21 protein-coding genes are annotated in these 22,673 nt (G+C 40.0%); 14 read left to right on the top strand and 7 right to left on the bottom strand.

Annotated features, from left to right (window positions below; genetic code table 11):
• Nucleotides 1-96 precede the first annotated feature (96 nt).
• The 3 genes from H5163_RS13520 to H5163_RS13510 form a co-directional block, all read right to left on the bottom strand.
• Nucleotides 97-984: a LysR family transcriptional regulator gene (locus H5163_RS13520; protein WP_182731749.1), complete on the bottom strand. Its 888-nt coding sequence runs from the start codon at nt 982-984 to the stop codon at nt 97-99.
• A gap of 120 nt (nt 985-1,104) precedes the next feature.
• A complete protein-coding gene (locus H5163_RS13515; protein ID WP_182735362.1) occupies nt 1,105-2,628 on the bottom strand; it encodes a DUF3369 domain-containing protein in 1,524 nt (507 codons plus the stop codon).
• 50 nt (nt 2,629-2,678) lie between these two features.
• Nucleotides 2,679-3,086, bottom strand: a complete 408-nt coding sequence (locus tag H5163_RS13510) for a DUF2721 domain-containing protein (RefSeq protein WP_145235083.1) — start codon at nt 3,084-3,086, stop codon at nt 2,679-2,681.
• Between the two features lie 76 nt (nt 3,087-3,162).
• Here H5163_RS13510 and H5163_RS13505 point away from each other — a divergent pair, with 76 nt between their 5' ends.
• The 3 genes from H5163_RS13505 (at nt 3,163) to tsaD (ending at nt 5,188) form a co-directional block, all read left to right on the top strand.
• Complete coding sequence (locus tag H5163_RS13505) at nt 3,163-3,519, top strand: DUF2007 domain-containing protein (protein WP_145235085.1); 357 nt, start codon at nt 3,163-3,165, stop codon at nt 3,517-3,519.
• Nucleotides 3,512-4,102, top strand: a complete 591-nt coding sequence (locus H5163_RS13500; RefSeq protein ID WP_145235087.1) for a YjaG family protein — start codon at nt 3,512-3,514, stop codon at nt 4,100-4,102. Before H5163_RS13505 ends, H5163_RS13500 begins: the two co-directional genes overlap by 8 nt.
• Nucleotides 4,103-4,174: 72 nt before the next feature.
• Nucleotides 4,175-5,188: a tRNA (adenosine(37)-N6)-threonylcarbamoyltransferase complex transferase subunit TsaD gene (gene tsaD, locus H5163_RS13495; protein WP_145235089.1), complete on the top strand. Its 1,014-nt coding sequence runs from the start codon at nt 4,175-4,177 to the stop codon at nt 5,186-5,188.
• A 2-nt stretch (nt 5,189-5,190) separates the two neighbouring features.
• On the opposite strand, the gene plsY is transcribed toward tsaD, so the two are convergent.
• Nucleotides 5,191-5,805: a glycerol-3-phosphate 1-O-acyltransferase PlsY gene (plsY, locus tag H5163_RS13490; RefSeq protein ID WP_145235091.1), complete on the bottom strand. Its 615-nt coding sequence runs from the start codon at nt 5,803-5,805 to the stop codon at nt 5,191-5,193.
• 231 nt (nt 5,806-6,036) lie between these two features.
• Between plsY and folB the strand changes: the two genes are divergently transcribed.
• From folB to H5163_RS13475, 3 genes are read left to right on the top strand one after another with little or no spacing between them, the layout of a single operon-like run.
• On the top strand, nt 6,037-6,393 hold the full coding sequence (folB, locus tag H5163_RS13485; protein WP_145235093.1) for a dihydroneopterin aldolase: 357 nt from the start codon (nt 6,037-6,039) through the stop codon (nt 6,391-6,393).
• Between the two features lies 1 nt (nt 6,394).
• Nucleotides 6,395-6,883: a 2-amino-4-hydroxy-6-hydroxymethyldihydropteridine diphosphokinase gene (gene folK, locus H5163_RS13480; RefSeq protein ID WP_145235095.1), complete on the top strand. Its 489-nt coding sequence runs from the start codon at nt 6,395-6,397 to the stop codon at nt 6,881-6,883.
• Complete coding sequence (locus tag H5163_RS13475) at nt 6,880-7,680, top strand: undecaprenyl-diphosphate phosphatase (protein ID WP_182735361.1); 801 nt, start codon at nt 6,880-6,882, stop codon at nt 7,678-7,680. Before folK ends, H5163_RS13475 begins: the two co-directional genes overlap by 4 nt.
• 81 nt (nt 7,681-7,761) lie before the next feature.
• Here H5163_RS13475 and H5163_RS13470 read toward each other — a convergent pair whose 3' ends face one another.
• A complete protein-coding gene (locus tag H5163_RS13470; RefSeq protein WP_182735360.1) occupies nt 7,762-10,674 on the bottom strand; it encodes a TonB-dependent receptor domain-containing protein in 2,913 nt (970 codons plus the stop codon).
• Nucleotides 10,675-11,264: 590 nt separating this feature from the next.
• Between H5163_RS13470 and mpl the strand changes: the two genes are divergently transcribed.
• Genes mpl through H5163_RS13445 form a run of 5 tightly spaced genes read left to right on the top strand, consistent with a single transcriptional unit; the run spans nt 11,265 to nt 15,633 of the window.
• Nucleotides 11,265-12,620, top strand: coding sequence for a UDP-N-acetylmuramate:L-alanyl-gamma-D-glutamyl-meso-diaminopimelate ligase (mpl, locus tag H5163_RS13465; protein ID WP_182735359.1), 1,356 nt, complete (start codon nt 11,265-11,267; stop codon nt 12,618-12,620).
• A gap of 12 nt (nt 12,621-12,632) precedes the next feature.
• On the top strand, nt 12,633-13,256 hold the full coding sequence (locus H5163_RS13460; protein WP_182735358.1) for a flavin prenyltransferase UbiX: 624 nt from the start codon (nt 12,633-12,635) through the stop codon (nt 13,254-13,256).
• Nucleotides 13,253-14,185: an ABC transporter ATP-binding protein gene (locus H5163_RS13455; RefSeq protein WP_145235104.1), complete on the top strand. Its 933-nt coding sequence runs from the start codon at nt 13,253-13,255 to the stop codon at nt 14,183-14,185. Before H5163_RS13460 ends, H5163_RS13455 begins: the two co-directional genes overlap by 4 nt.
• A complete protein-coding gene (locus H5163_RS13450; protein ID WP_145235106.1) occupies nt 14,186-14,953 on the top strand; it encodes an ABC transporter permease in 768 nt (255 codons plus the stop codon).
• Nucleotides 14,953-15,633, top strand: a complete 681-nt coding sequence (locus H5163_RS13445) for a tRNA (guanosine(46)-N(7))-methyltransferase TrmB (protein WP_145235108.1) — start codon at nt 14,953-14,955, stop codon at nt 15,631-15,633. Before H5163_RS13450 ends, H5163_RS13445 begins: the two co-directional genes overlap by 1 nt.
• Nucleotides 15,634-15,688: 55 nt before the next feature.
• Here H5163_RS13445 and H5163_RS13440 read toward each other — a convergent pair whose 3' ends face one another.
• The gene (locus H5163_RS13440; RefSeq protein WP_145235110.1) at nt 15,689-17,572 is read right to left on the bottom strand and encodes a bifunctional diguanylate cyclase/phosphodiesterase; all 1,884 of its coding nucleotides are present in this window, start codon (nt 17,570-17,572) and stop codon (nt 15,689-15,691) included.
• Nucleotides 17,573-17,845: 273 nt separating this feature from the next.
• Here H5163_RS13440 and panP point away from each other — a divergent pair, with 273 nt between their 5' ends.
• Nucleotides 17,846-19,474: a pyridoxal-dependent aspartate 1-decarboxylase PanP gene (panP, locus tag H5163_RS13435; RefSeq protein WP_182735357.1), complete on the top strand. Its 1,629-nt coding sequence runs from the start codon at nt 17,846-17,848 to the stop codon at nt 19,472-19,474.
• A gap of 60 nt (nt 19,475-19,534) precedes the next feature.
• Here panP and argE read toward each other — a convergent pair whose 3' ends face one another.
• A complete protein-coding gene (argE, locus tag H5163_RS13430; protein ID WP_182718378.1) occupies nt 19,535-20,683 on the bottom strand; it encodes an acetylornithine deacetylase in 1,149 nt (382 codons plus the stop codon).
• A 214-nt stretch (nt 20,684-20,897) separates the two neighbouring features.
• Between argE and argC the strand changes: the two genes are divergently transcribed.
• Nucleotides 20,898-21,902, top strand: coding sequence for an N-acetyl-gamma-glutamyl-phosphate reductase (argC, locus tag H5163_RS13425; protein WP_182735356.1), 1,005 nt, complete (start codon nt 20,898-20,900; stop codon nt 21,900-21,902).
• 6 nt (nt 21,903-21,908) lie between these two features.
• Nucleotides 21,909-22,670 (top strand): acetylglutamate kinase, encoded by a 762-nt coding sequence (argB, locus tag H5163_RS13420; protein WP_145235118.1) that lies wholly within the window; start codon nt 21,909-21,911, stop codon nt 22,668-22,670.
• The last annotated feature ends 3 nt before the right edge of the window (nt 22,671-22,673 follow it).

Raw genomic sequence — 22,673 nt, 5'->3', positions numbered from 1 at the left:
AGGCGCGTAGTTTAGCTTAAAATGATGCAAAGGTACTACTGAAGATTTAGAAACCAAGCCAGAGTTCTGCTTTAGGCTTGGTTTTCATGCTGTTACTTAAGAATTAATTGATAACGCTGTCTTTTCTATTAATGACAGGAGCTGGTTTATTGGGTCGTCAGCAGTAACTTGCTGGCTGGTTTGTACAATCAATTGCTCATGAGCTAAGTTCTTATTGGTTTTTAACTGGAGCAGGTTATTATTCTCTGCGACCGAACTTGCATGTTCAATACTGCTAATTGCAATATGGTTTGATTTACACAACCCGTCCATTACTTGCTCAATACTGCCAACTTTTATACTGCTGCTCTTGTTCAAACTATCGACAGCCTCATTCAGCATAGCTTGAATTTGTTTTGATTGTGAAAAACAACTATACATAGGGTAATCGTTTAAATCTTGTTTGCAAAGATTGTTCTTATTCGCAAGAGGATGACTTTTTGCAACGAATAAAATAAGTTGATCAGGTAAGTGTATGTCATTGCCAATACTATTAACTGCTTGCGAACAAACGCTAATATCAATTTCACCTAACTGTAGCTTACGCACCAACTCACTTTGTTCTTGTAGTTGCATTTCAATTTTTACATGAGGGTATTGTGCTAGAAATTGGCCACATGAAATAGGCACTATTGCACTTGCATGATTGGTATAGCCAATTACCAATTTCTCATTGGCGCAGCCATTAATTGATTGGAATAAACGCTTTTTAGTTTCTTCGAGCTTGCTTAAAGTGTCTTGTGCGTACTCTAAAAACAGCTCACCTTCAGTTGTTAGTTTCACTGAGCGGGTCGAGCGTTTAACTAATTCATAGCCAACTTCGTCCTCTAAGGTTTGAATGCTGCGAGTCAATGCTGAGGTGCTAATTTTGGTTGTTTCGGCCGCTTGGCGAAAATGTCGTAGCTGACCTAAAGCCACAAATTGCTCTAATTGTTCAAATCTCACTTTTATAGTCCTTTGTATAAGTAAGCCGCACTACTGGCGAACATAATTGATATTAATTTAATGGATAGTAATCCATTGTACCCAATTTGAAAAGTGTATTTCACATAATTTTTACAACTATCAGTTAGGGTAACGCTCTTTTATCTCCAAAAAAAGTGCTAAATTGTTAAGAAATATGTCCACAAGTTTAGGTTCAAACTGTTTGCCACTCTGCTCCTTGAGCAAATCGAGCACCTCTTCAAGTGGCCAAGCTTTTTTGTAGCAACGATCACTGCCAAGGGCATCAAAAACATCCGATAGAGCTGTAATACGGCCAACAATATGAATATCTTTACCTGCAAGTTGATTTGGGTAGCCAGAGCCGTCCCATTTTTCATGATGTGTATACGCAATGATTGAACCACACTTTAAGATTTCATTATTCGAACTCTTCAGAATATCATAACCAACTTCGGCGTGAGTTTGCATAATGGCCCACTCTTGATCATCCAGCTTACCGGGTTTATTGAGAATATGATCTGGAATACTTATTTTTCCAATATCGTGTAAGGGTGAGGCGAGTTTTATCACTTCACACTCAAAGTTATTTAAGCCATATAACTTACCTAACAGTTCACTATAGTGCGCAACTCTTTTAACATGTGAACCGGTTTCTTTTGAACGTTTTTCAACGGCTTCACCGAGGATATACGATAGCTCTTTTTGCGAATCCTTCATCATTTCGCGTAATTTCAGGTTATCGTAAGCCAGAGCAATATTGTTGGCAAAAAACTCCAAAAGTTGATAATCGGTGGTTCCTAATAACGAGCCTTTACGTACATACAGCATTGTTTCGAGGCCTGCCTGAGTTGGAAAATAGCCAATGTAGTCATGCATGGTTTTTTGGGATGATTTGCGATTGTGTGCCTCAACAAATAATTGCTTTACATCTTCGGGGATCATATTGGCATTAGGTTCAGGCTCAACACCAGAGGCTGCCAGTAGCTTAAAATCAGTGGCAGGAGATGTTTGTTGGTTAACAGCTGCTGCACAATAAATTTCAGTGTCATCTAAGCCCATAACATTGGTTACATGGGATAAAATTGTTGATGCAAATTCATGGACACTATCACATTTTAAAAATGAGCTAGAAGCGTTGATTATTTTTTCAAGACCTTTTCTATGACGCTCAATAATTTGAATATCACGATGTGAACGCAGAGCTGAATACAATAATGTTTTCATTTTTATTGCCGTCAGCTCAGTTTTATTTTTGTAATCGTTAATGTCGTATTCACGTATCACAGCTTCTTCAGGGGCTTCGCCAGGTTGACCTGTTCGAAGAATAAGGCGGATGTCGTGGTTATTGATATCATCACGGATAAATTTTATTAGGTCTAAACCCGCATGGCTAGTTTCCATGACTACATCAATTAGGCCAACCGAAAAATCGAGATCTTGTTGTAATAATTCTTTTGCGGCTTGCGCTGAGTAAGCATGGTGCAAACATAAGGCTTTATCTTCAAAAGTAAATCCTGATAACACAAGCTTAGTGACTTGGTGAATATCATCTTCATCATCGACCACGAGAATATTCCAAAACGCCTGTGGTGACTGAGTTTCTGACTCTTCAATGGCATTTTCTGAAAATAAAAAGTCGTTCACATTTACACCTTTAGTTTTATCATTCTCCTAAATAGTATAGTGCTTGTTTTTTAGTCTGCCTTGTTGCTCAGTGGTTTTTTTTCAATGTTTTTAAGTTCAATTTCAATTGCGTCACATGAAATATGTATTTCATATAAAGAGGTTAACAACGATAGAGCAAGGCAGGCTAGGCTAATACCAAATAAAATTACGCCAGTGGTTTTAAACTCGATAAATAATGCAAACATTGAAAGTGTACACATTAAAAAAGATGCAACGCCATAGACTTGCATGGTTCTAATGAGTCTAATGCGTTTTCTCAAGTTAGTTATTTGCGCAACGACTAATGGTCGAATAGTCTCTCCTTCGCGGGCGTTAAGTTCACGAATTAATTGTGCTAGCACTAAAAACCGGTTGGTATATGCTAATAACAACAAAGAGATTGCAGGGAACAGCAGTCCAGGTGTTGTGAGGGTCATGATTATTTCCTATATAACAATTACTTCGCTTAGAGTAGCTTAGGGTAATTTAATCGCAAAGTAAAAGAGGTTGTCATTGCAAAATAGAATAAATAACAACAATACAGAGCAAACACCATTTCAATGGTTAACAATCTATTGCGCTGCAAATGCGGTAGAGGCAAACATTGTCAAAGGGTTATTACTTAACAGCAATATTGAGTGCCAGTTACTTGGTGAGTCCTTGCAAGGAGCTGCTGGCGAAATACCTTTAGATCAAACTCAAGTGAGAGTGCAGGTTTTTGTGATTAAAGAGCGCCAGGCGCGGCAAATATTGGTAAACTACACTCAAGTACAACAATCCGCTCCTGATTGGGTATGCCCCAACTGTAATGAGCATAATGGGCCAACATTTGAAATTTGTTGGTCTTGTAGGACACCAAATAATGACTAAAGCGAATAATTTTCAGCGTATAAGAGAGCTTAACTATTTGCAGCAAGCGGTATTGGCAGCAGCATTAATTGAACGCATGCTACCTAATTATGGTTTATTTAGTGAAGCAACAGGATTTGGTGACGAAGCTATTTTACGCAGTGCACTTAATTTGTGTTGGGAAAAAATCTTACTGCCGAAAAGTAAAATAAGCCTTGAAAAGCAAATTGAGAAAATAGAGCCTAATGTTCCAGAACTCGCTGATTTTGATATGTTCGGTACTTATCCTGCTATAGATGCCGCCACTGCCTTATTAGGTTTAATGCATGGTTTAATTGCCAAAGATGAGCAAGAATTTATCAGCATTAGTAAAATCTCTCAGGCGACTGTTGCGCGTTTTATTGAATATCAATTAACGGTTGAAGGTGAGCTGGCTGATAATACAGCGGTACGTGAACATCCGTTAATGCAATACGAAATTGAAGTGTTAGGCGAGTTAATTGATTTTGTTGAGCAGATGGGCAGAGTAACAGCTGAAAATGTGAAAGCGTTAAAGCAACATGCTATCGCTGATGGACAAACAAACATTGGTATTACACTTTAAGTAACCAAAACTCTGATTAAGAGATTTATTTTAAGAATTTAAAAGTGCCAAAGGGCATGGGAGAAAACTGCAGTGCGAATTTTAGGCATTGAATCGTCGTGTGATGAAACGGGAATTGCAATCTATGATGATGAACAAGGTCTACTTGCTCATCAACTCTATAGCCAAGTAAAAGTGCATGCAGATTATGGCGGTGTAGTGCCTGAACTTGCATCTCGAGATCATGTTCGTAAAACCTTGCCATTAATCGATGCTGCTTTTGCACAGGCCGGTTGCGGACCTGAAGATATCGATGGCATTGCTTACACTGCAGGCCCAGGACTGGTGGGAGCATTATTAGTGGGTACTTCAATTGGACGCTCACTTGCCTATGGGTGGAATATTCCAGCAGTGGCTGTTCATCATATGGAGGGCCATCTACTGGCGCCAATGCTTGAAGAAAACGTGCCTGAATTTCCGTTTATTGCTTTACTCGTATCAGGTGGACACACCATGATGGTTAAAGTCGCTGGGATTGGTCAGTATGAAGTCTTGGGTGAATCGGTAGATGATGCTGCAGGCGAAGCATTTGATAAAACAGCTAAGTTACTTGGTTTAGATTACCCTGGTGGGCCACGGTTAGCTAAACTTGCTGAGCAAGGTGTTCCTAAGCGCTTTATTTTCCCACGACCAATGACAGATAAACCGGGCCTTGACTTTAGTTTTAGCGGCTTGAAAACGGCGGCTGCAATTACTATTCGTAATAATGACGATGATCAGCAAACCAAAGCCGATATCGCTCATGCGTTTCAAACCGCAGTTATTGATACATTAGTTATTAAATGTAAGCGTGCTTTAAAGCAAACGGGTATAAATCGCTTAGTAATTGCCGGTGGTGTAAGCGCCAATATACAGCTACGTGCGCAACTAGAGCGTGTAATGCAAGGCATGAAAGGACAGGTTTATTATCCGCGCACAGAGTTTTGTACTGACAATGGTGCCATGATCGCCTATGCGGGTATGCAGCGCTTAAAGGCTGGGCAGTTTGCCAGCCTTGATATGAAAACGAAACCACGTTGGCCGATAGATAGTTTAGAGGCTATTTAAATTTAAGTATTGTTATCATCTTTAGTTGGTGGCGTTTTTTTGTCACCAATTTTAGGTTCTTTGCCACTAAATAAACGTTTAATATTGGCGTGGTGGCGAAAGATAATCAAAATAGTTAAAAATGTTACTGGTAAGGTATAAAGCGGTTTGATCCACCAAGTGTATAATGGCGCTAAAGAAACGGCGACTAATGCCCCAAGTGACGAATAGCGTGTAATAGCAACAACAGCCACCCAGGTTGAAATTAATAACCCGCCTAACAACAAGCCAATGGGAAGCAATGTTCCAAATGCAGTTGCAACTGCTTTACCGCCTTTAAAGTGAAAGAATACCGGAAACATATGTCCTAAACACGCAGCAACCCCTATCAATCCCAGCATTAGTGGTTCAAGTTGTAAAAAATAAGCGCCCCAGACAGGAATAGTCCCTTTGAGAATATCAAACACTAAGACTAAGCAGGCTGGAACAGCGCCACCAAGACGATAAACATTAGTTGCGCCAGGGTTGTTTGAGCCATTGCTGCGAGGATCGGGTAGTTTAAATAGCCGAGACACTAAAATGGCTGATGAAATCGACCCGAGTAAATAGGCTAAAACTAACATTAAAACGGCTATCACGCGCTTCCTTATTTTTTAATCGCAGTTTTTCGGCTATCATTGGCCGCAAAAATTGCATTCATACTTTTCGTGGTTCAAATAGCAGATACATAATGTATCTATACGCTTATATCATATGGGTAATTTTTACATAATAAAACACAGTTAAAGTGTATAAAGGCTATAAATGCAAATTATAGCCGATGTAGACTCAAGTCAATGAGTTTTAAGTTTTTGCCAGTTGGAGCAGTTATGGATAAGGTTTTTATATCGCAACTACATGTTGACACTATCATAGGCGTGTACGATTTTGAAAAAGAAACTAAACAGAGTTTGTATTTTGATATCGAGATGCTGTGTGATATTAAACCCGCAGCAAAAACCGATGACATTGCCTTAGCACTTGATTACGCAAAGGTAAGTGAGAGAGTAATCGCGCACACGACAGCAAAGCCTGTTGAGTTATTGGAGACCTTAGTAGAGCAACTAGCGGCTATCATTTTAACCGAGTTTGCTACAACACAAGTTACCATTCGAGTTAGTAAACCCGCAGCCGTCGCGCAAGCACGCACTGTAGGTGTTGAAATTACCCGACTCAAGGCACGTTAAGATGGCGCAAATTTATATTAGCCTTGGCTCTAATGTTGATAAAGAACATTATATCCGCCAAGCGTTAATCGCCCTAAAAGCACACCTTGTAGAATTCGAGCATTCCAGTGTCTTTGAAAGCGAAGCAGTTGGCTTTGCAGGTAATAACTTTTACAACTCAGTCATTGGTGCACAAACACAGATACCGCTTCCCCAGTTATGTCAGTTACTCAAACAGATTGAACGAGAGAATGGTCGTACAAATAACGATAAAAAATTTAGCCCGCGTACACTCGATCTAGATTTACTGTTTTACGATGATGTAGTGTGTGATTCTCCTGCACAGTTACCCCGTGATGAAATCACCAAAAATGCCTTTGTCCTGCAGCCATTGGCAGAAATAGCCCCCGATTTTTATCATCCTACAGCAAAGCAAACAATTGCCCAGTTGTGGAATACTTACAACAACCCTAAGCAAAAACTATGGAAGGTGGAGTTTACTAACCCATGAGTATTATCGAAATTATTGTTTTAGCCCTGATCCAGGGATTAACTGAGTTTTTACCTATTTCAAGCTCAGCTCATCTCATTCTCCCTTCACAAATTCTTGGTTGGCAAGATCAAGGCCTTGCCTTCGATGTTGCGGTGCACGTTGGTACCTTGATTGCGGTGGTGATTTATTTCCGCAAAGAAGTGGTAGAAATACTTGCGGCATGGTTTAAATCATTTGGTGCACAAGGTGCAACAGATGATAGTAAACTTGGCTGGTGGATTATTTTAGGCACTATACCAGCCGCTGTACTGGGTTTAATTTTTAAAGACTTAATCGAGCTCTATTTACGCAGTGCGTGGGTAATTGCAATCACCACTATTTTGTTTGGCTTATTACTTTGGTATGCCGACGTAAAAGGTAAGCAAACTAAAACAATTTATCAATTAACTTGGAAATCAGCACTGATGATCGGTATGGCGCAAGCGATGGCGATGATCCCTGGTACGTCACGCTCGGGTATTACTATGACCGCCGGTTTAATACTGGGGATGAATAAACAAAGCGCTGCGCGTTTTTCATTTTTACTCGCAATTCCAGTGATCTCAATGATGGGCTTGTATTACACCATTGAGCTGGCATTAGGGGATCATGTAGTTGATTGGACAACGTTAATTTTAGGTGCCGGTTTATCGTTTATCTCTGCGTATGCGTGTATTTTCCTGTTCTTAAAAATAATTGAACGTATGGGGATGATGCCATTTGTTATCTATCGATTATTATTGGGCGTAGGTTTAATTGTATTTTTGATGATGTAGCACTGCGTTTATTAAAGATAAATAAAAACGCCTTAGCTCAATGAGCTAAGGCGTTTTTTTATAAGCCAATATACCCTTCAATTAGAAAGTGTATTTTGCACCCATCGATAAGCGACGACCTTTAACGTCAAAGAACTCACCATTATCATAAGTGAATGGATTACGAGGTGGTGCACGGTCTAGGATATTGTTTACACCAATACGTACTTGTAATTCATCTAATAGATAAGTTTTGTACATAAAATCGAACGTTGTGTAAGACGGGATATCATTGTAGTTATTATCTTCAATGTTCCATTCATTACTTTCTACACTACTATGGCGGTAATTAGCCGTTAAAATGTAACTTGAATCATCATGTGAGTAGATTGCGTTAAAGCGACCTTTCCAGCGAGGATCTGCCATTTCACCTACATTTGAGCGGAAATCTGCCGTACGACCGGTTGGGTTTTCACTGTCTTCTTCTAGGTAAGTTGCAGTAAGTTTAATTGCTAAATCACCATTCCCTAATTCTGTGCGGTAAGCTGTTTCAATATCTAGGCCTTTTTTGGCGATGATAGAAGCATTAATTGGACGCTCATAATAGTTAATGATGTCGCCCGTTTCTTTATTTCGTACGAAGTTTGAGCAAAATGGGTTGTCTAGCGATGATGACTCATAACATAGTTCTACGCTATCACGTCCAAAGTATTGAATCGCACCTTCAATTTCAAATGACCAGTAATCAAGAGTTAAATCTAAGCCTTCAATAAATTCAGGAGTGTAGATCAAGCCTATAGTGTAATCGTTTGATGTTTCGTTTTTTAGTGCTTGGTTACCTTGTACAAAACCTGGCAGGCTACCAGCGGCTTGCCAATCGGCAGTTGGCATCCAACCTTCAGCTAAACCGTCCGCTTGACAGTTAGCGATTACATTTGCTTTATATTCGCTACCTGAGCTGGTAATTTCATCAGCACGACATGGGTCTTTACGGCCTGAATTAAACGTTTGTGAGCTTGGCGTAAATAAGTCACTTAGGCTTGGTGCACGTACTGATTTTGAACGATTTAAACGCACACGTACTTCGTCTGTAACGCCCCAGTTTAATGATAACTTCCACGCATCATCACCACCAGTAACCGAGTAATCCATATAACGGTACGCAGTTTCAAAGGTTAAGTCAGTTGCTAAAAAATGATCTACAAGCAATGGCACTGAGATCTCTGTTGAGAATTCATTTACATCGATATCACCTTTCATTGGCAAGCTTGAGTTCCCAAAAATAAGGCCATTTTGCATTGCGTGATCAGGATGAGTCTCGGCGCTTTCTCGGCGATGTTCAACGGTAAATGCGGCAGCGACAGCACCTGCTGGTAATTCAAATAATAAACCATCAAATGTTGCAGCAACAACCAGCTGGTCTTGTTTGGCAGTACGCGTAGCATTCGTTGCTATATAATTAAGCTGTGCTTGAGAAGCACTTTGTGCGCCCATAGGGTTAAAAGCAACACACCCTTCACGTTCACCTGTGACATTACCATCGGCATCACGAACTGCACACACGATTTGGCCATTAAGTTCTACAGCATCTATTGCATTGACTAAATTTTGCTCTAATACTTCACCGCGCCATAAGGTATCTTGTTCGATACGGCCATACTGCACATAGGTGCTGTAGCCCCAGTCATCGTTTAAAATGCCTTCAAAACCAAGAGATGCACGGATCACCGAACGATCTTGTTGATAGGCGCGATCACCCCATAGATTTTCGTTAGCTTGGCGCAAAGTAACTTTATCTAACCCGTTAGCATCCATAATCTTAGCCATATCATCGCGGATAAAGGCATTATCACGACGAATCGTGTGAGCAAAGAAAGCTGGCGAGCTTTCAGTAGTTGCTTTTGAGTCAGACCAAGTAAAATCAAATGTTGCAGCATGGTCGTCATTAATTTCGTATGTACCATACGTTGATAAAATAGCGCGCTCTAATGGAGTTTGAAAATAGCTTTTGTAACCATGACTAAAAACACCATCGCCTGGGTTATTAGCATCTGCGTAATAACGGTTATTAGCTGATGCGTTAGGCACACCAGAGTTTTCTACGCGACCTAGACCATAATCAAATGCTTGTACGTTACCGCTATTATCAAATGCCCAGTGATGGTTGTTGTAATGATCGTCAGTTAGCGAGCCTGTTTTACTGAAAAAGTCACCGCCTTCAGAGTAATAGCCAAGGGTACTTTGCTTACCTAATATAACGCGCTCAGGAATACCATCGGTACCAGATTTATTAGCTGGATTTGCGTATGAAGTTACAGGATTACGGTAAAAATCACGACTTAACTTGTTATAGCTATCTGTTTTTGAGTAGTTAAGAGACGTTATAAACGATAGCTTGTCACCTTCCATACCACCGGTGATAGAGAAAAAGTTTTGCTCGCCACCGCTTTGTTCTGGACGAATCGTAGATGCATCAATTTCAATGCCATCAAATGATTTTTTTGTGATGATGTTTACGACACCTGCTACAGCGTCGGCACCATATACTGCTGCTGCACCGCCTGTGGCGATTTCTACTCGTTCGATCAGAGTTGTTGGAATATTATTTAAATCTACCGCAGTGCTGCCTACTGAACCTGCGACAAAGCGGCGACCATTTACTAATACCAGTGTGCGCTCAGACCCTAAACCACGTAAATCGGTGGTGTTTAATCCTGATGCATAAATAAAGCTAGTAGTGGTTTCCGGAGATAGGCCAACCGTTGCTTGCGGTAGCTCAGCTAATAAATCATTAACGTTAGTAATGCCGGCATTTTCCATCTCAACGCCACTGATCACCGTAACTGGTGTCGGTGAAGTAAGGTTAAATCGCTTTATTTTCGAACCTGTTACTTGAATGCGCTCGACAGGTTTTACGTCAGTTGCTTCTTGTGCAAATGCATTGGCAGCACCAACAGTACCAGTAATTAATACTGCATTAATTGCAGCTGTAATAAGATTTAATTTTTTCAACATAACACCTTTTAATTTCGACAAGGTTTACCCTGTGGGTAATTTAACTTGATGGAATTCACAAAGGACTTACATTGTTAGCCATATTAACTTTGAGGTTAAATATATGCCTTTCAATGTAACCAAATGTAATTTAGTGCGATGTTTTATCACAGTACCCAAATAGAGTCTTTTGTGGGGCAAATATGTCTTTTGTTGCTAAAAAGTGTTTTTTGTTTTTATTATGGGTATTTGTTGGTATCATCTTGATTTTAAATTATATTATTTGTATTCATAGCTTTACGTTTTTTGTTTTTAGTATTTTCATAACATTGAGTTATCTTGCTCATTAACTATTTTGCAATTAACTATCAATTATTTTGTTTGTAAAATGAGCTTTAAAGTTAATTTTGTTTAAAAAGTGTCGCGCAATACTTGAGCGGTTAGGCATAAGTAAGGGAACTATTTAACTTATATACTTATTCGTTGTCATTTAGCACAAGTGTTGTGTTAGATGGCAATGGTAACTGAACGCTATTTTTGGCATTATGGCACCTCATCTATTATCTATTTTTTAGTGCTGCGTAAGCTATGTGTGGCGGCAAAGGAATAATATGCATATTCATATTTTAGGCATTTGCGGCACCTTTATGGGTGGTATTGCAGCGATAGCTAAGTCGCTAGGCCATACAGTCACGGGCTCGGATCTAAACGTATATCCGCCAATGAGCACGCAACTTGAAGAGCTTGGTATTAAATTAACCCAAGGCTATGATGTCTCTCAGTTAGAACCTGCACCAGATATGGTGATTATTGGCAATGCAATGAGTCGTGGTAACCCATGTGTTGAATATGTATTGGACAAGGGCTTAGCGTATACTTCCGGCCCTGAATGGTTAAAGCATAATTTATTACAAAACTCCTGGGTACTGGCGGTTGCTGGAACTCATGGTAAAACCACCACTGCAAGTATGCTGGCATGGATTTTAGAATTTGCGGGTTTAAAGCCAGGATTCTTGATCGGTGGTATCGTGCAAAATTTTGGTTTGTCGGCACGGGTTGGCGAAACGCCTTTTTTTGTTATTGAAGCTGATGAATACGACACTGCATTTTTTGATAAACGCAGTAAGTTTGTTCATTACTTACCGCGCACACTGATTTTAAACAATCTTGAATTTGATCATGCTGATATTTTTGAAGATTTAAACGCTATTAAAAAACAATTTCATCATTTGATGCGTACACTACCAAGTAGCGGCAAAGTTATTTGGCCACAACAAGACGATGCTGTGCAAGATGTGATTAACCAAGGTTGTTGGAGCGAAAGTGAAACACTGGGCGCTGATTGGGGATATGAGCTGATTAATGCCGATGGCAGTGAATTTGCAGTGTTACTCAATGATGAATACCAAGGCTCAGTAAAATGGCAAGCGTTTGGTGAGCACAATGTTAAAAACGCTATTATGGCTATTGCTGCCGCGCGCCATGTCGGGATTGCAATTGAACATAGCATTGCAGGGTTAGGGGAATTTATTAGTCCTAAACGTAGGATGGAGCTAAAAGCCGATATTGCCAATATTAAAGTGTATGACGACTTTGCTCATCACCCAACAGCTATCACTACAACGCTTGCTGGGTTGCGTGCAAAAGTAGGCAATGAAAAAATTATTGCGATATTAGAGCCGCGCTCAAACACTATGAAAATGGGCGTGCATCAACATACGTTATTGGCGTCATTAGCTGATGCTGATGATGTGTATTTATTCGAGCCAGATAATTTAACCTGGTCGTTAAGTGAGCAAGCCAAACAGGCAGGCATGGTATGCTTGAGTAATACAGATGAGATCGTTGAACAAGTAGTCTCCCAAGCGCAACCGCAACAACATATTTTGATCATGAGTAATGGTGGCTTTAATGGCCTTCATGACTCATTGATAACAGCTTTGCAGCATAAATTTATCCAGAAATAAACCGGAGCGACAGTGCAATATAAAGAAACCATAACGCTGGCCTTTAGTGGTGCGTCAGGCGCGCCATATGGCTTACGATTACTTGAAGTATTGCTCGCGCAGCAGTTTCGCGTGTATGTATTGATCTCAAGCGCGGCGCGTGTAGTGCTAGATACTGAATCAAACATTAAATTATCAGCCAATGAAGATAAAGCCACCGAACAATTAAGTAGCTTATTTAAAGCACAGCCAGGCCAGTTACAAGTATTTGGTAAAGATAACTGGTTTAGCCCTGTGGCATCTGGCTCTGCAGCGCCGAAAAAAATGGTCGTGTGCCCGTGTAGTGCAGGCTCGGTCTCTGCAATAGCGATGGGGGCCTCTGATAATTTATTAGAGCGCGCCGCTGATGTCGTGATTAAAGAGCGTGGTCAGTTAATTTTAGTGCCACGAGAAACGCCATTTAGTGAAATCCATTTAGAAAACATGCTAAAGCTCGCAAAGCTCGGGGTAACAATTATGCCAGCTGCACCGGGGTTTTATCATCAACCGCAAACCATTAACGACTTAGTTGATTTTATGGTTGCACGTATTTTAGATCATTTAAATATTGAACATACGCTAACTAAACGTTGGGGTTATGGGGAGGGTAAATCATGAGTAAAGCATTGGCTTTGAATATTGAAGGCCTTACCAAAGTATATAAAAATGGTGTTGAAGCCGTTAAAGGCGTTGATCTAAAAGTATATGAAGGTGATTTTTTTGCCTTGTTAGGCCCAAATGGCGCGGGTAAGTCAACTACCATTGGCGTGATCTCATCATTGGTTAATAAAACCAAAGGCTTAGTAGAGGTGTTTGGTCACAACATCGATTCAGATTTAGAAGCCGCTAAATCACAACTAGGCTTAGTGCCACAAGAATTTAACTTTAGCCAGTTTGAAACGTTGACGCAAATACTGGTAAATCAAGCGGGTTATTACGGAGTTCCCCGTAAGGTGGCGCATCAACGAGCGGATAAATATTTAGCTCAATTAGGCTTACTTGAAAAGAAAGACAAACAAGCACGAACACTATCAGGTGGCATGAAACGTCGTTTAATGATTGCTCGCGCGTTAATGCATGAACCAAAACTGCTAATTTTAGATGAGCCAACCGCCGGTGTTGATATTGAATTACGCCGCTCGATGTGGGATTTTTTAAGACAAATTAATGAGCAGGGGGTGACGATTATTCTCACCACTCACTACTTAGAAGAAGCCGAACTGCTGTGTAAAAATATCGCGATCATTGATTCCGGCATTATCGTTGAAAACACCACCATTAAAGCACTGCTTGCCAAATTAGATAAAGAAACTTTTATTCTTGATTTAAAACAGCCTGTACAGCCAGTTACCGTTACGCTTGATGGTTATAAGTTTACTATGGCTGATGATCATACTATTGAGGTTGAAGTAGCCAAATCACAGGGCTTGAATGCAGTATTTACAGCATTAACCGAGCAGGGCAATACCGTGCTTAGCATGCGTAATAAAGCTAATCGATTAGAAGAGTTGTTTGTAGGTTTACTAGAGCAAGGGCGGGGCAAGTAGATGTTTAAATATGGCGTAGCCTTAAAGAGTTTATGGTTTAAAGAGTGCATTCGATTTTTGCGTATCTGGGTACAAACACTCGTGCCGCCGGCAATCACTATGAGTTTGTACTTTGTGATTTTCGGTAATCTTATAGGCTCTCGTATTGGTGATATGGGGGGCTTTAGTTATATGGAGTTTATTGTACCGGGTCTTATCATGATGTCGGTGATCACTAATTCGTATTCTAATGTGGCATCAAGCTTTTATTCAACCAAGTTTCAAAAAAGCATTGAAGAGCTGTTAGTTGCACCCGTGCCTAATTATATTATTGTGCTTGGCTATATGGGTGGCGGCATGACCCGTGGCATGCTGGTAGGATTAATTGTTACGTGTGTGTCGTTATTATTTGTTGATATTCAAATCCATAATATTTTTGTGATCATCGCGACAGTAATTTTAACTTCTGCGGTATTTGCTTTAGGCGGTTTGATCAATGCTATTTATGCTAATAGCTTTGACGATATCAGTATAATTCCGACCTTTATTTTAACGCCATTGACCTATCTAGGTGGTGTGTTTTACTCAATCACTTTATTGCCAGAGTTTTGGCAAGGCGTATCGCAGGTTAATCCAATTATTTATATGGTTAATGCCTTTAGGTATGGTTTCTTAGGCGTGTCGGATGTTGATTTAACTGTCGCATTTGGCGTGTTGTTATTATTTATTACAGCCTTATTTATATTAGCTTTAACGTTAATTAAAAAAGGTGTGGGGTTAAGACACTAATGAGTGATGCAAATTCACGAAGTATTGTATCGAATCAACAAGGCTTACATGAAAAGCTGGATGATATAGTTAACAAGCATTTAACTGCCCAGTTTAAAAAACCCATTGCAGCTCATACGCAAACGGCGTTTGATCAAGTAAATGAAAAAGTGCAGGCTTTTAATGGGCCCATTATTTTAGATTCGTGTTGTGGGGTAGGTGAAAGCACGGCTAATTTAGCTAAACGACACCCTGATGCGTTAGTTATAGGAATTGATAAGTCATCGCATCGTTTGGATAAGCATGATATTGAATATAAACAAACCGATTCAGGTCAGTACATTTTAGTGCAAGCCGATTTAAATGACTTTTGGCGACTCGCAGTGGCGGCTAATTGGCAACCCACACATCATTATTTGCTGTATCCAAATCCGTGGCCAAAAGCGAAGCATATTCAACGTCGCTGGCATGGCGCTGCTATTTTTCCATTTATCGTTAAATTAGGTGGGCTGTTAGAAGTTCGCAGCAATTGGGATATTTATGTTAAAGAGTTTGCTCAAGCACTGAAGCTCACCGGACACGACTGCACAGTCGAACTTTATCAAAATGACCTGGCAGTTACGCCATTTGAACGTAAATATTGGGCAAGTGGTCAACAAAGTCACCGTTTAGTGATTAATTTAAATGCTGGCTCGAAATAAAAATTAAGTGTTTTATAAGTTAATGTTTTCGTATATCTCTTAACCTGAGTTCAGGTTAAGAGATTGGATACGGTTGATTTTTATTTGCAGTAATATGTGGCACAGGCTCGGCAAAGTAATTGCCTTGCATTAGCGTCACATTTGCTTTTTTAAGCGCGTTGGCGATAGGTTTACTCTCTACATGCTCAGCAATTAGCTGTAAGTTGAGTTGCTTTGCAAAGTTGGCAATATGCTCAACATATAGATAAATGTCTTTATCGTGAATGATCTGTCTGATCAAACTACCATCAAGCTTAATACCATCTACTTCTAATTTTAGTACATTAGAGATATTCGAATAACCTGTACCAAAATCATCAATTATTACCCGTATACCACGATTTTTAACCATGGTTATAAATGCTTTTACTTCAGAAAAATTTGCGATAGCTTCGGTTTCCAATAGTTCTAAGGTAATATTACTCGGTAGTGGATAGCGTTTAAATTCGTTTTCCAAAAATTCAGCAAGGCTTGGATCAAGCATATCTTGGGCTGTAATATTGATGCTCCAGCACGTACTGGTTTTTCTAAATCGTGCAAAGCATTGTGTGAGCATAGTGCGGGTGAGCATGCCATCCATGCGAGAGCGATTAACGACATCTAAGAACGATTCTGGTTTAAGAATTTCACCATGGCAGGTGATCATTCTAGCCAAACATTCATACTGAATAATGGCATTCGTTTCATTATCATAAATTGCCTGAAAATAAGGCACAATTCTGTTGTTCTCAAATGCTTCACGTACTTCTTTTGCCATTGCTACATTATACTGATATTGGTTTTTTACATCATGTAGTGCGCTGGAGTAATTGACCACAGTGTGGCGTCCCTGCTTGGCTTGTAATGCGGCAATATGGGCATTTTCAAGTAACATTGATTTATTGCCACTGGCGATGCCTGCGCACAAGGTGATGTATATAAAAGGGTCGGTAAGTAATGGGGTACTGCAATTATAGGCTTGGATCACCTCGAGAAAACCTGCATTATCTTTACCCAAAGGAGCGATGAGGACTATTTTGTTGGTCGTTAGACGAAACATCTGACTACCCGCAGGGCGGCGCTTTTTGAAGTGTTGCAACAAGTTTTTCATAACGCGGTCGCCTACTTCAGTACCATAAAAACTGCTTATATCTTCAACTTCATTTACCCAAATAACAGCAAGTTGCAGATGATGATTAGGGGAGTTTTTAATATAATATTCAAGTGCAATATGATTGGCAAAGCCACTACTGGTATCGGTTGAAATTGCACGTTTCAATAAATACACATAAATACCGGCTACCAACAGAGCAATAAAAAAGAAAAAAATGGCCATGCCCGCAGCTTTAGATACACTTTGCGCTAATCGCTGATTGAGATCGTATATGGTGATATCGGCCCCTGTTAAGTAGGTGACTCCATTGGCATCAACGAAAGGGACAAAAATTGTTTTAAAATGTCCCCATTGATCTTTTGATATTTCAAACACCGGCTCTGTTGAATAAAATGCGCCAATATTAGCGGCAGTTGCTTCAGGGTAAAGATCGAGTAATTGGGTGATTCTACCGGTATTTTGATCGTTTTGAGTGTAACTCGATGCACTAAAATGTACATTACCGTCTTTTAATATCATGGCGTACACATAAGCGATATTTAACGCATTAGCAAACTCTGAAAGTTGCCGACTTTTTTGTTGGTATTCGGTTGATGATATATATTGGCCTGCATTGATTTTTTGATGATAGTCATCGCCAAGTATATGCTTGACACTTAATGCGGCATTGAGTAATCGAGTATCGACGCTGTGCATAATATCGTTACGGGTGCTGTTGTAGGTGTAATAGATGTAGCTTAATAAACTGATAAAAAACAGTATGAAACCCGCGATTATCCAATTTGTCCGTAAATTTGTATTTATCATGCTCTTCCTTGATTTATTAGCCCTTCTATTATACAAAAAAAGGCTGTATCGCCTATAAAAATATAGTTAGCCAAATTAATGATAAATATTAATCAACTTATCATTAATTTGTCATGCAATTGGCTACTTTTGTGGCTTTATACGAGACATTTCTACTCTATTACAGTAAAGTTAACGCATTTCATAGAATCATTGTAGTTTTGGCGTTATTAGCGATGGAGTTCATTGATATGGATCTTCAGCTAAACAAAGCTACATTCACTGGGTATAAAGATGGATCAAAAGCGTTGTGCCGTCGCCTCTAAAGAAACTCTGATGCGTATATTTACTGTGCCTGAAGCACCAGACTCAACTTTGAGTAAAATCGAACTTGAGATCTCGAGCAATTTAGCAGGTTTTTTGAATGAGAACATAGCGGCAATTGAAAAGCCATTGCATGAGATTGAAAAAGATTTTCAATCGGCAGCGATCCCAGAAGATCCGACTTTTGTATCTGCTTATGCGCAAGATATTATGGAGCAACTTGTCGCTCATTCAGTGCATACCGCTGCGCCAAGCTTTATTGGTCACATGACGTCAGCATTACCGCATTTTGTATTGCCACTTTCTAAGTTGATGGTTGGCCTTAATCAAAACTTAGTAAAAATAGAAACCTCCAAAGCATTTACTCCACTTGAGCGCCAAGTGCTTGGTATGATGCATCATTTGGCATACGGGCAAGATGACAGTTTTTATAGCAAATGGATGCACAGTGCGAAAACGTCGCTAGGTGCTTTTTGTTCGGGTGGCACAATCGCCAATATTACCGCATTGTGGATTGCTCGTAATCGCTTACTGAAAGCGGACGGTGAATTTAAAGGGATTGGTTCACAAGGTTTGATCAGTGCAATGTTGCATTATGGATATAAAGGCCTTGCAGTACTTATTTCTGAACGTGGCCATTACTCGCTAGGAAAATCAGCTGATTTACTTGGCATTGGTCGTGATAACTTTATTGCCATTAAAACTGCAGATAACAATAAGGTTGATGTTGATGCAATGCGCGCCAAAGCCCATGAGCTAGCAGCGCAAGGTATAAAAGTGATGGCCATTGTTGGGGTCGCTGGCACGACTGAAACCGGTAATATTGATCCTCTCGATGCTATGGCTGATTTAAGCGCTGAACTTAACTGCCATTTTCATGTAGATGCAGCATGGGGAGGAGCTACGCTGCTTTCTAGTACATACCGCTCGTTACTAAAAGGTATTGAGCGAGCAGATTCAATTACCATCGATGCTCATAAACAAATGTATGTGCCAATGGGCGCTGGGTTAGTGCTATTTAAAGATCCTACAGCTACGGATGCTATAGAACATCATGCAGAATATATTTTACGTAAAGGCTCTAAAGATTTAGGCAGCCACACACTTGAAGGTAGTCGTCCTGGTATGGCTATGTTAGTGCATGCTTGCTTACGCGTTATTGGCCGTAAAGGCTACGAAATCTTAATAGATAAAGGGATTGAAAAAGCCCGTTACTTTGCTGATTTAGTGAAAGCAGATGACGACTTTGAGCTGATCTCAGAACCTGAGTTATGTTTACTGACATACCGTTATGTGCCAAAACAGATAAAACAAAAAATAGCTCAAGCAGATGAACAAACGCGTTTGGATATCTTTGCCTCGTTAAATCGTTTTACTGCCAGTATGCAAAAACGCCAACGTGAAGCCGGTCGTTCATTTGTGTCCCGTACCCGTTTAACTCCCGCGCAGTATGATCATCAACCTACAGTGGTATTTCGAGTCGTACTTGCAAATCCGCTGACATCAGAGAGTATTTTAAAAGATATACTTGCTGAGCAAAAAGAGCTGGCTAAAACAGATCCTGTATTTAAGAAATATCTTAAGAAATACATGGACTGAGCAGTAACAGTTGCGTTATTCCCAGGTTGCGTGGGGATAACGCAAGCAGCACTTTCTTTGTTAGCTAAAACACGATGTTCTGATCATTTCAGTGATAATATGTTGAGATGGTTTAATTTTTTCCATCGCCAAAAATTCATCGGGTTGGTGAGCCTGATTAATTGAACCCGGTCCCATCACAATCGTTTCACAACCCAATTGTTGAATAAATGGCGCTTCAGTACAGTAGTTCACTGCAACTGCTTGCTCTCCTGATATTTTTTCTGCCAGTTTAACTAATGCCGAATCAGTACTGCCAGTAAAAGCGGGGATTGGCTCGTGCATATCCATTACACTGACTGAATCTGGATATTGGTTATTGATCTCTGTGGCTATTTTTAACAGCATCATTTGCAGTTCTTGCACACTTAGACCCGGTAAAGGGCGCATATCAATATGCATTTCACAGCAGCCACATATGCGATTTGCATTATCGCCACCATGAATGTGTCCTAGATTTAAAGTAGGGTAAGGAATAACAAAATGCTCAACTGCATATTTATTCTTTAATTGCTCTTTTAAAGTTAACAGTTTTGCAATAACTTTATGCATCACTTCAATGGCATTTAAACCACGTTCAGGATCAGAGCTATGTCCGGAACGACCGACTACGCGAATCGCGCTGCTCATATGTCCTTTATGTGTGAAAACAGGTGTCATATCAGTAGGTTCACCAATAATACACCGAGCTGGCTTTAAGTTTTTATGCTGACAAACTTGCTGTGCACCGGCCATGGTGGTTTCTTCGTCGGCAGTAGCTAGAATCAAAATTGGCTGTGTTTGAATATTCTTATCTAGTTCACTGATTGCCTGTAATACAAAAGCGAAAAAACCTTTCATATCAATACTGCCTAGACCATATAATTTATTGTTATCTTCACTTAATTTAAACGGATTATAGTTCCAACGACTATCATCAAATGGGACTGTATCGGTATGACCGGCAAGCATTAAACCACCATCTCCCTGGCCACGTTTTGCGAGTAAGTTAAAACGACCTTTAGGGCCCGACAACTCAGTAATTTCACATTCAAATCCAAGACTTGTACACCAAGTAGCTAATAAATCGATCACCCCTTTATTGCTCATAGACAATGACTCATCCATGGCACTAATTGAAGGTGCAGCAATCAATTGCTGATACATAGATAAAAAAGACGGTAATGACATAAAAAAATCCAAAATAAGTATTCAATCTAATTGCATAACAATATAAAAGTATTTATGATGAATATCAATTCACTTTTTAAGCATAAATATATTAAAGCGACGCAATGAATATAAAACGACGATAACCAGATTTCATTCATAAAATAGTGTTTTATGCACTGTTAAACCCGATTTGAATATATATGTAGTAACAAAAAACCAAAAAGAGTAACGAATGAAAGTAGTGATTATTGGCGCAAGTGGCTATAGCGGCGCAGAATTAGCAAGTTTGGTAGTAAAACACCCGCAATTAACCTTAGCTGGTTGCTATGTATCTGAGCAAAGCTTAGATAAGGGTAAATTATTAAGTGACTTGTATCCTGAGCATTTAGGTTTGCTTGATTCTCCTTTATTGCCTCTTAGTGATAGCGCTTATAACGATATTGAAAAGTCGGCCGATTTTGTATGTTTGTGTACTGATCATAAAGTGAGTGTTGACTTAGCGCCACGTTTTTTAAGCATGGGCAAAAAAGTATTTGATTTATCGGGTGGCTACCGTTTAAGCAGTAATGAAGATTATCAAACTTATTATGGTTTTGAGCATCAACATACGGAATTACTCAGTGAAGCGGCTTACGGATTGGCTGAATGGAATAGTGAAGCAATCGCTAAAGCGCAGTTAGTCGCTGTGGCTGGTTGCTATCCAACAGCAGCGCTGAATGCGTTAAAACCTTTGCAACAAGCCGGCTTATTAGCCTATCAAACCATTATTATTAATGCTGTATCGGGTGTAACCGGTGCGGGGCGTAAAGCTAGTGTAGCCACGCATTTTTGTGAAGTGTCGTTAGCACCTTATGGATTGTTTAATCATAGACACAGTCCTGAGATTGAGCAGCATTTAGGTCACAAGGTGTTATTTACGCCGCATTTAGGTAATTTTCCACGCGGTATTTTAGAAACTATTTATGTGCAATTGAAACCTGGAGTTACACCAGAGCAAGTTACACAAGCTTATCAAGTGCTTGCTGATGAGCCACTGATCAGATTGCTTGGTAATAAAATGCCATCAATTAAAGGAGTTGCAAAGCAGCCTTACGTTGATATTGCATGGCAGCAGCAAGGTACGCAGCTAATTGTGATGGCAGCTATTGATAACTTATTAAAAGGTGCTGCAGGGCAAGCATTGCAGTGCATTAATTTAGCCATGGGTATTGCCCATAGTACAGGTTTAAAAGGGTAGTTAGTAATGCAAACATGGGTCATTAAACTCGGTGGTGCAGTACTCAATACAGAAGACGCGGCTAAAGCGTTATTTGAGGCGCTTGCATCGCAAACTCAAGCACAATTTGTCATCGTTCATGGTGGCGGTTCACTAGTTGATAATTGGTTGACTGAGGCTGGTTTTGCTAGTGCGAAACATCAAGGTTTACGCATCAGTCCAAAAGAGCAAATGCCTTATATTGTTGGCGCGCTTGCTGGGTGTGCTAATAAACAATTAATGAGCCAAGCAATTATCGCAGGTCATAAACCCGTCGGGCTTAGTTTATACGAAGCGGGCATTATTTCGTCACAAAAACTCAAAGCACTTGGTCAAGTTGGTAATTGTGACGGCGGTGTGCAAAGTGTGATACCGGAGTTATTAAAACTCGGTCGTTTACCTCTGGTCAGCTCTATCGGCTTTGGTGAAGATGGCCTTTGGTATAACGTAAACGCTGATGAAGCGGCGGCGGCAATAGCTAAAGAGCTTAATGCGGAAATTATTTTTATGACTGATGTAGAAGCTGTACTTGATGCAAATAAACAGCCGTTACATCAACTTGACACAAACCAGATCAATACTTTAATTGCAGAAGGAGTAATTTTGGGTGGGATGGAGGTCAAAGTAAAGACCAGCCTTCTTGCTGCCCAGCACTTACGACGTGGCGTTTACATTTCGAGCTGGCAAAAGCCAGAAAACTTAATTGCTCTACTCGCGGGTGAGCACGTCGGAACAAAAATTACACCATAGGTT

The sequence above is a fragment of the Pseudoalteromonas sp. SG44-8 genome (assembly GCF_014164125.1).
In the GTDB taxonomy this organism is placed as follows: Bacteria; Pseudomonadota; Gammaproteobacteria; order Enterobacterales; family Alteromonadaceae; genus Pseudoalteromonas; species Pseudoalteromonas rhizosphaerae.
This window is presented reverse-complemented; position numbering and strand designations above follow the sequence as displayed.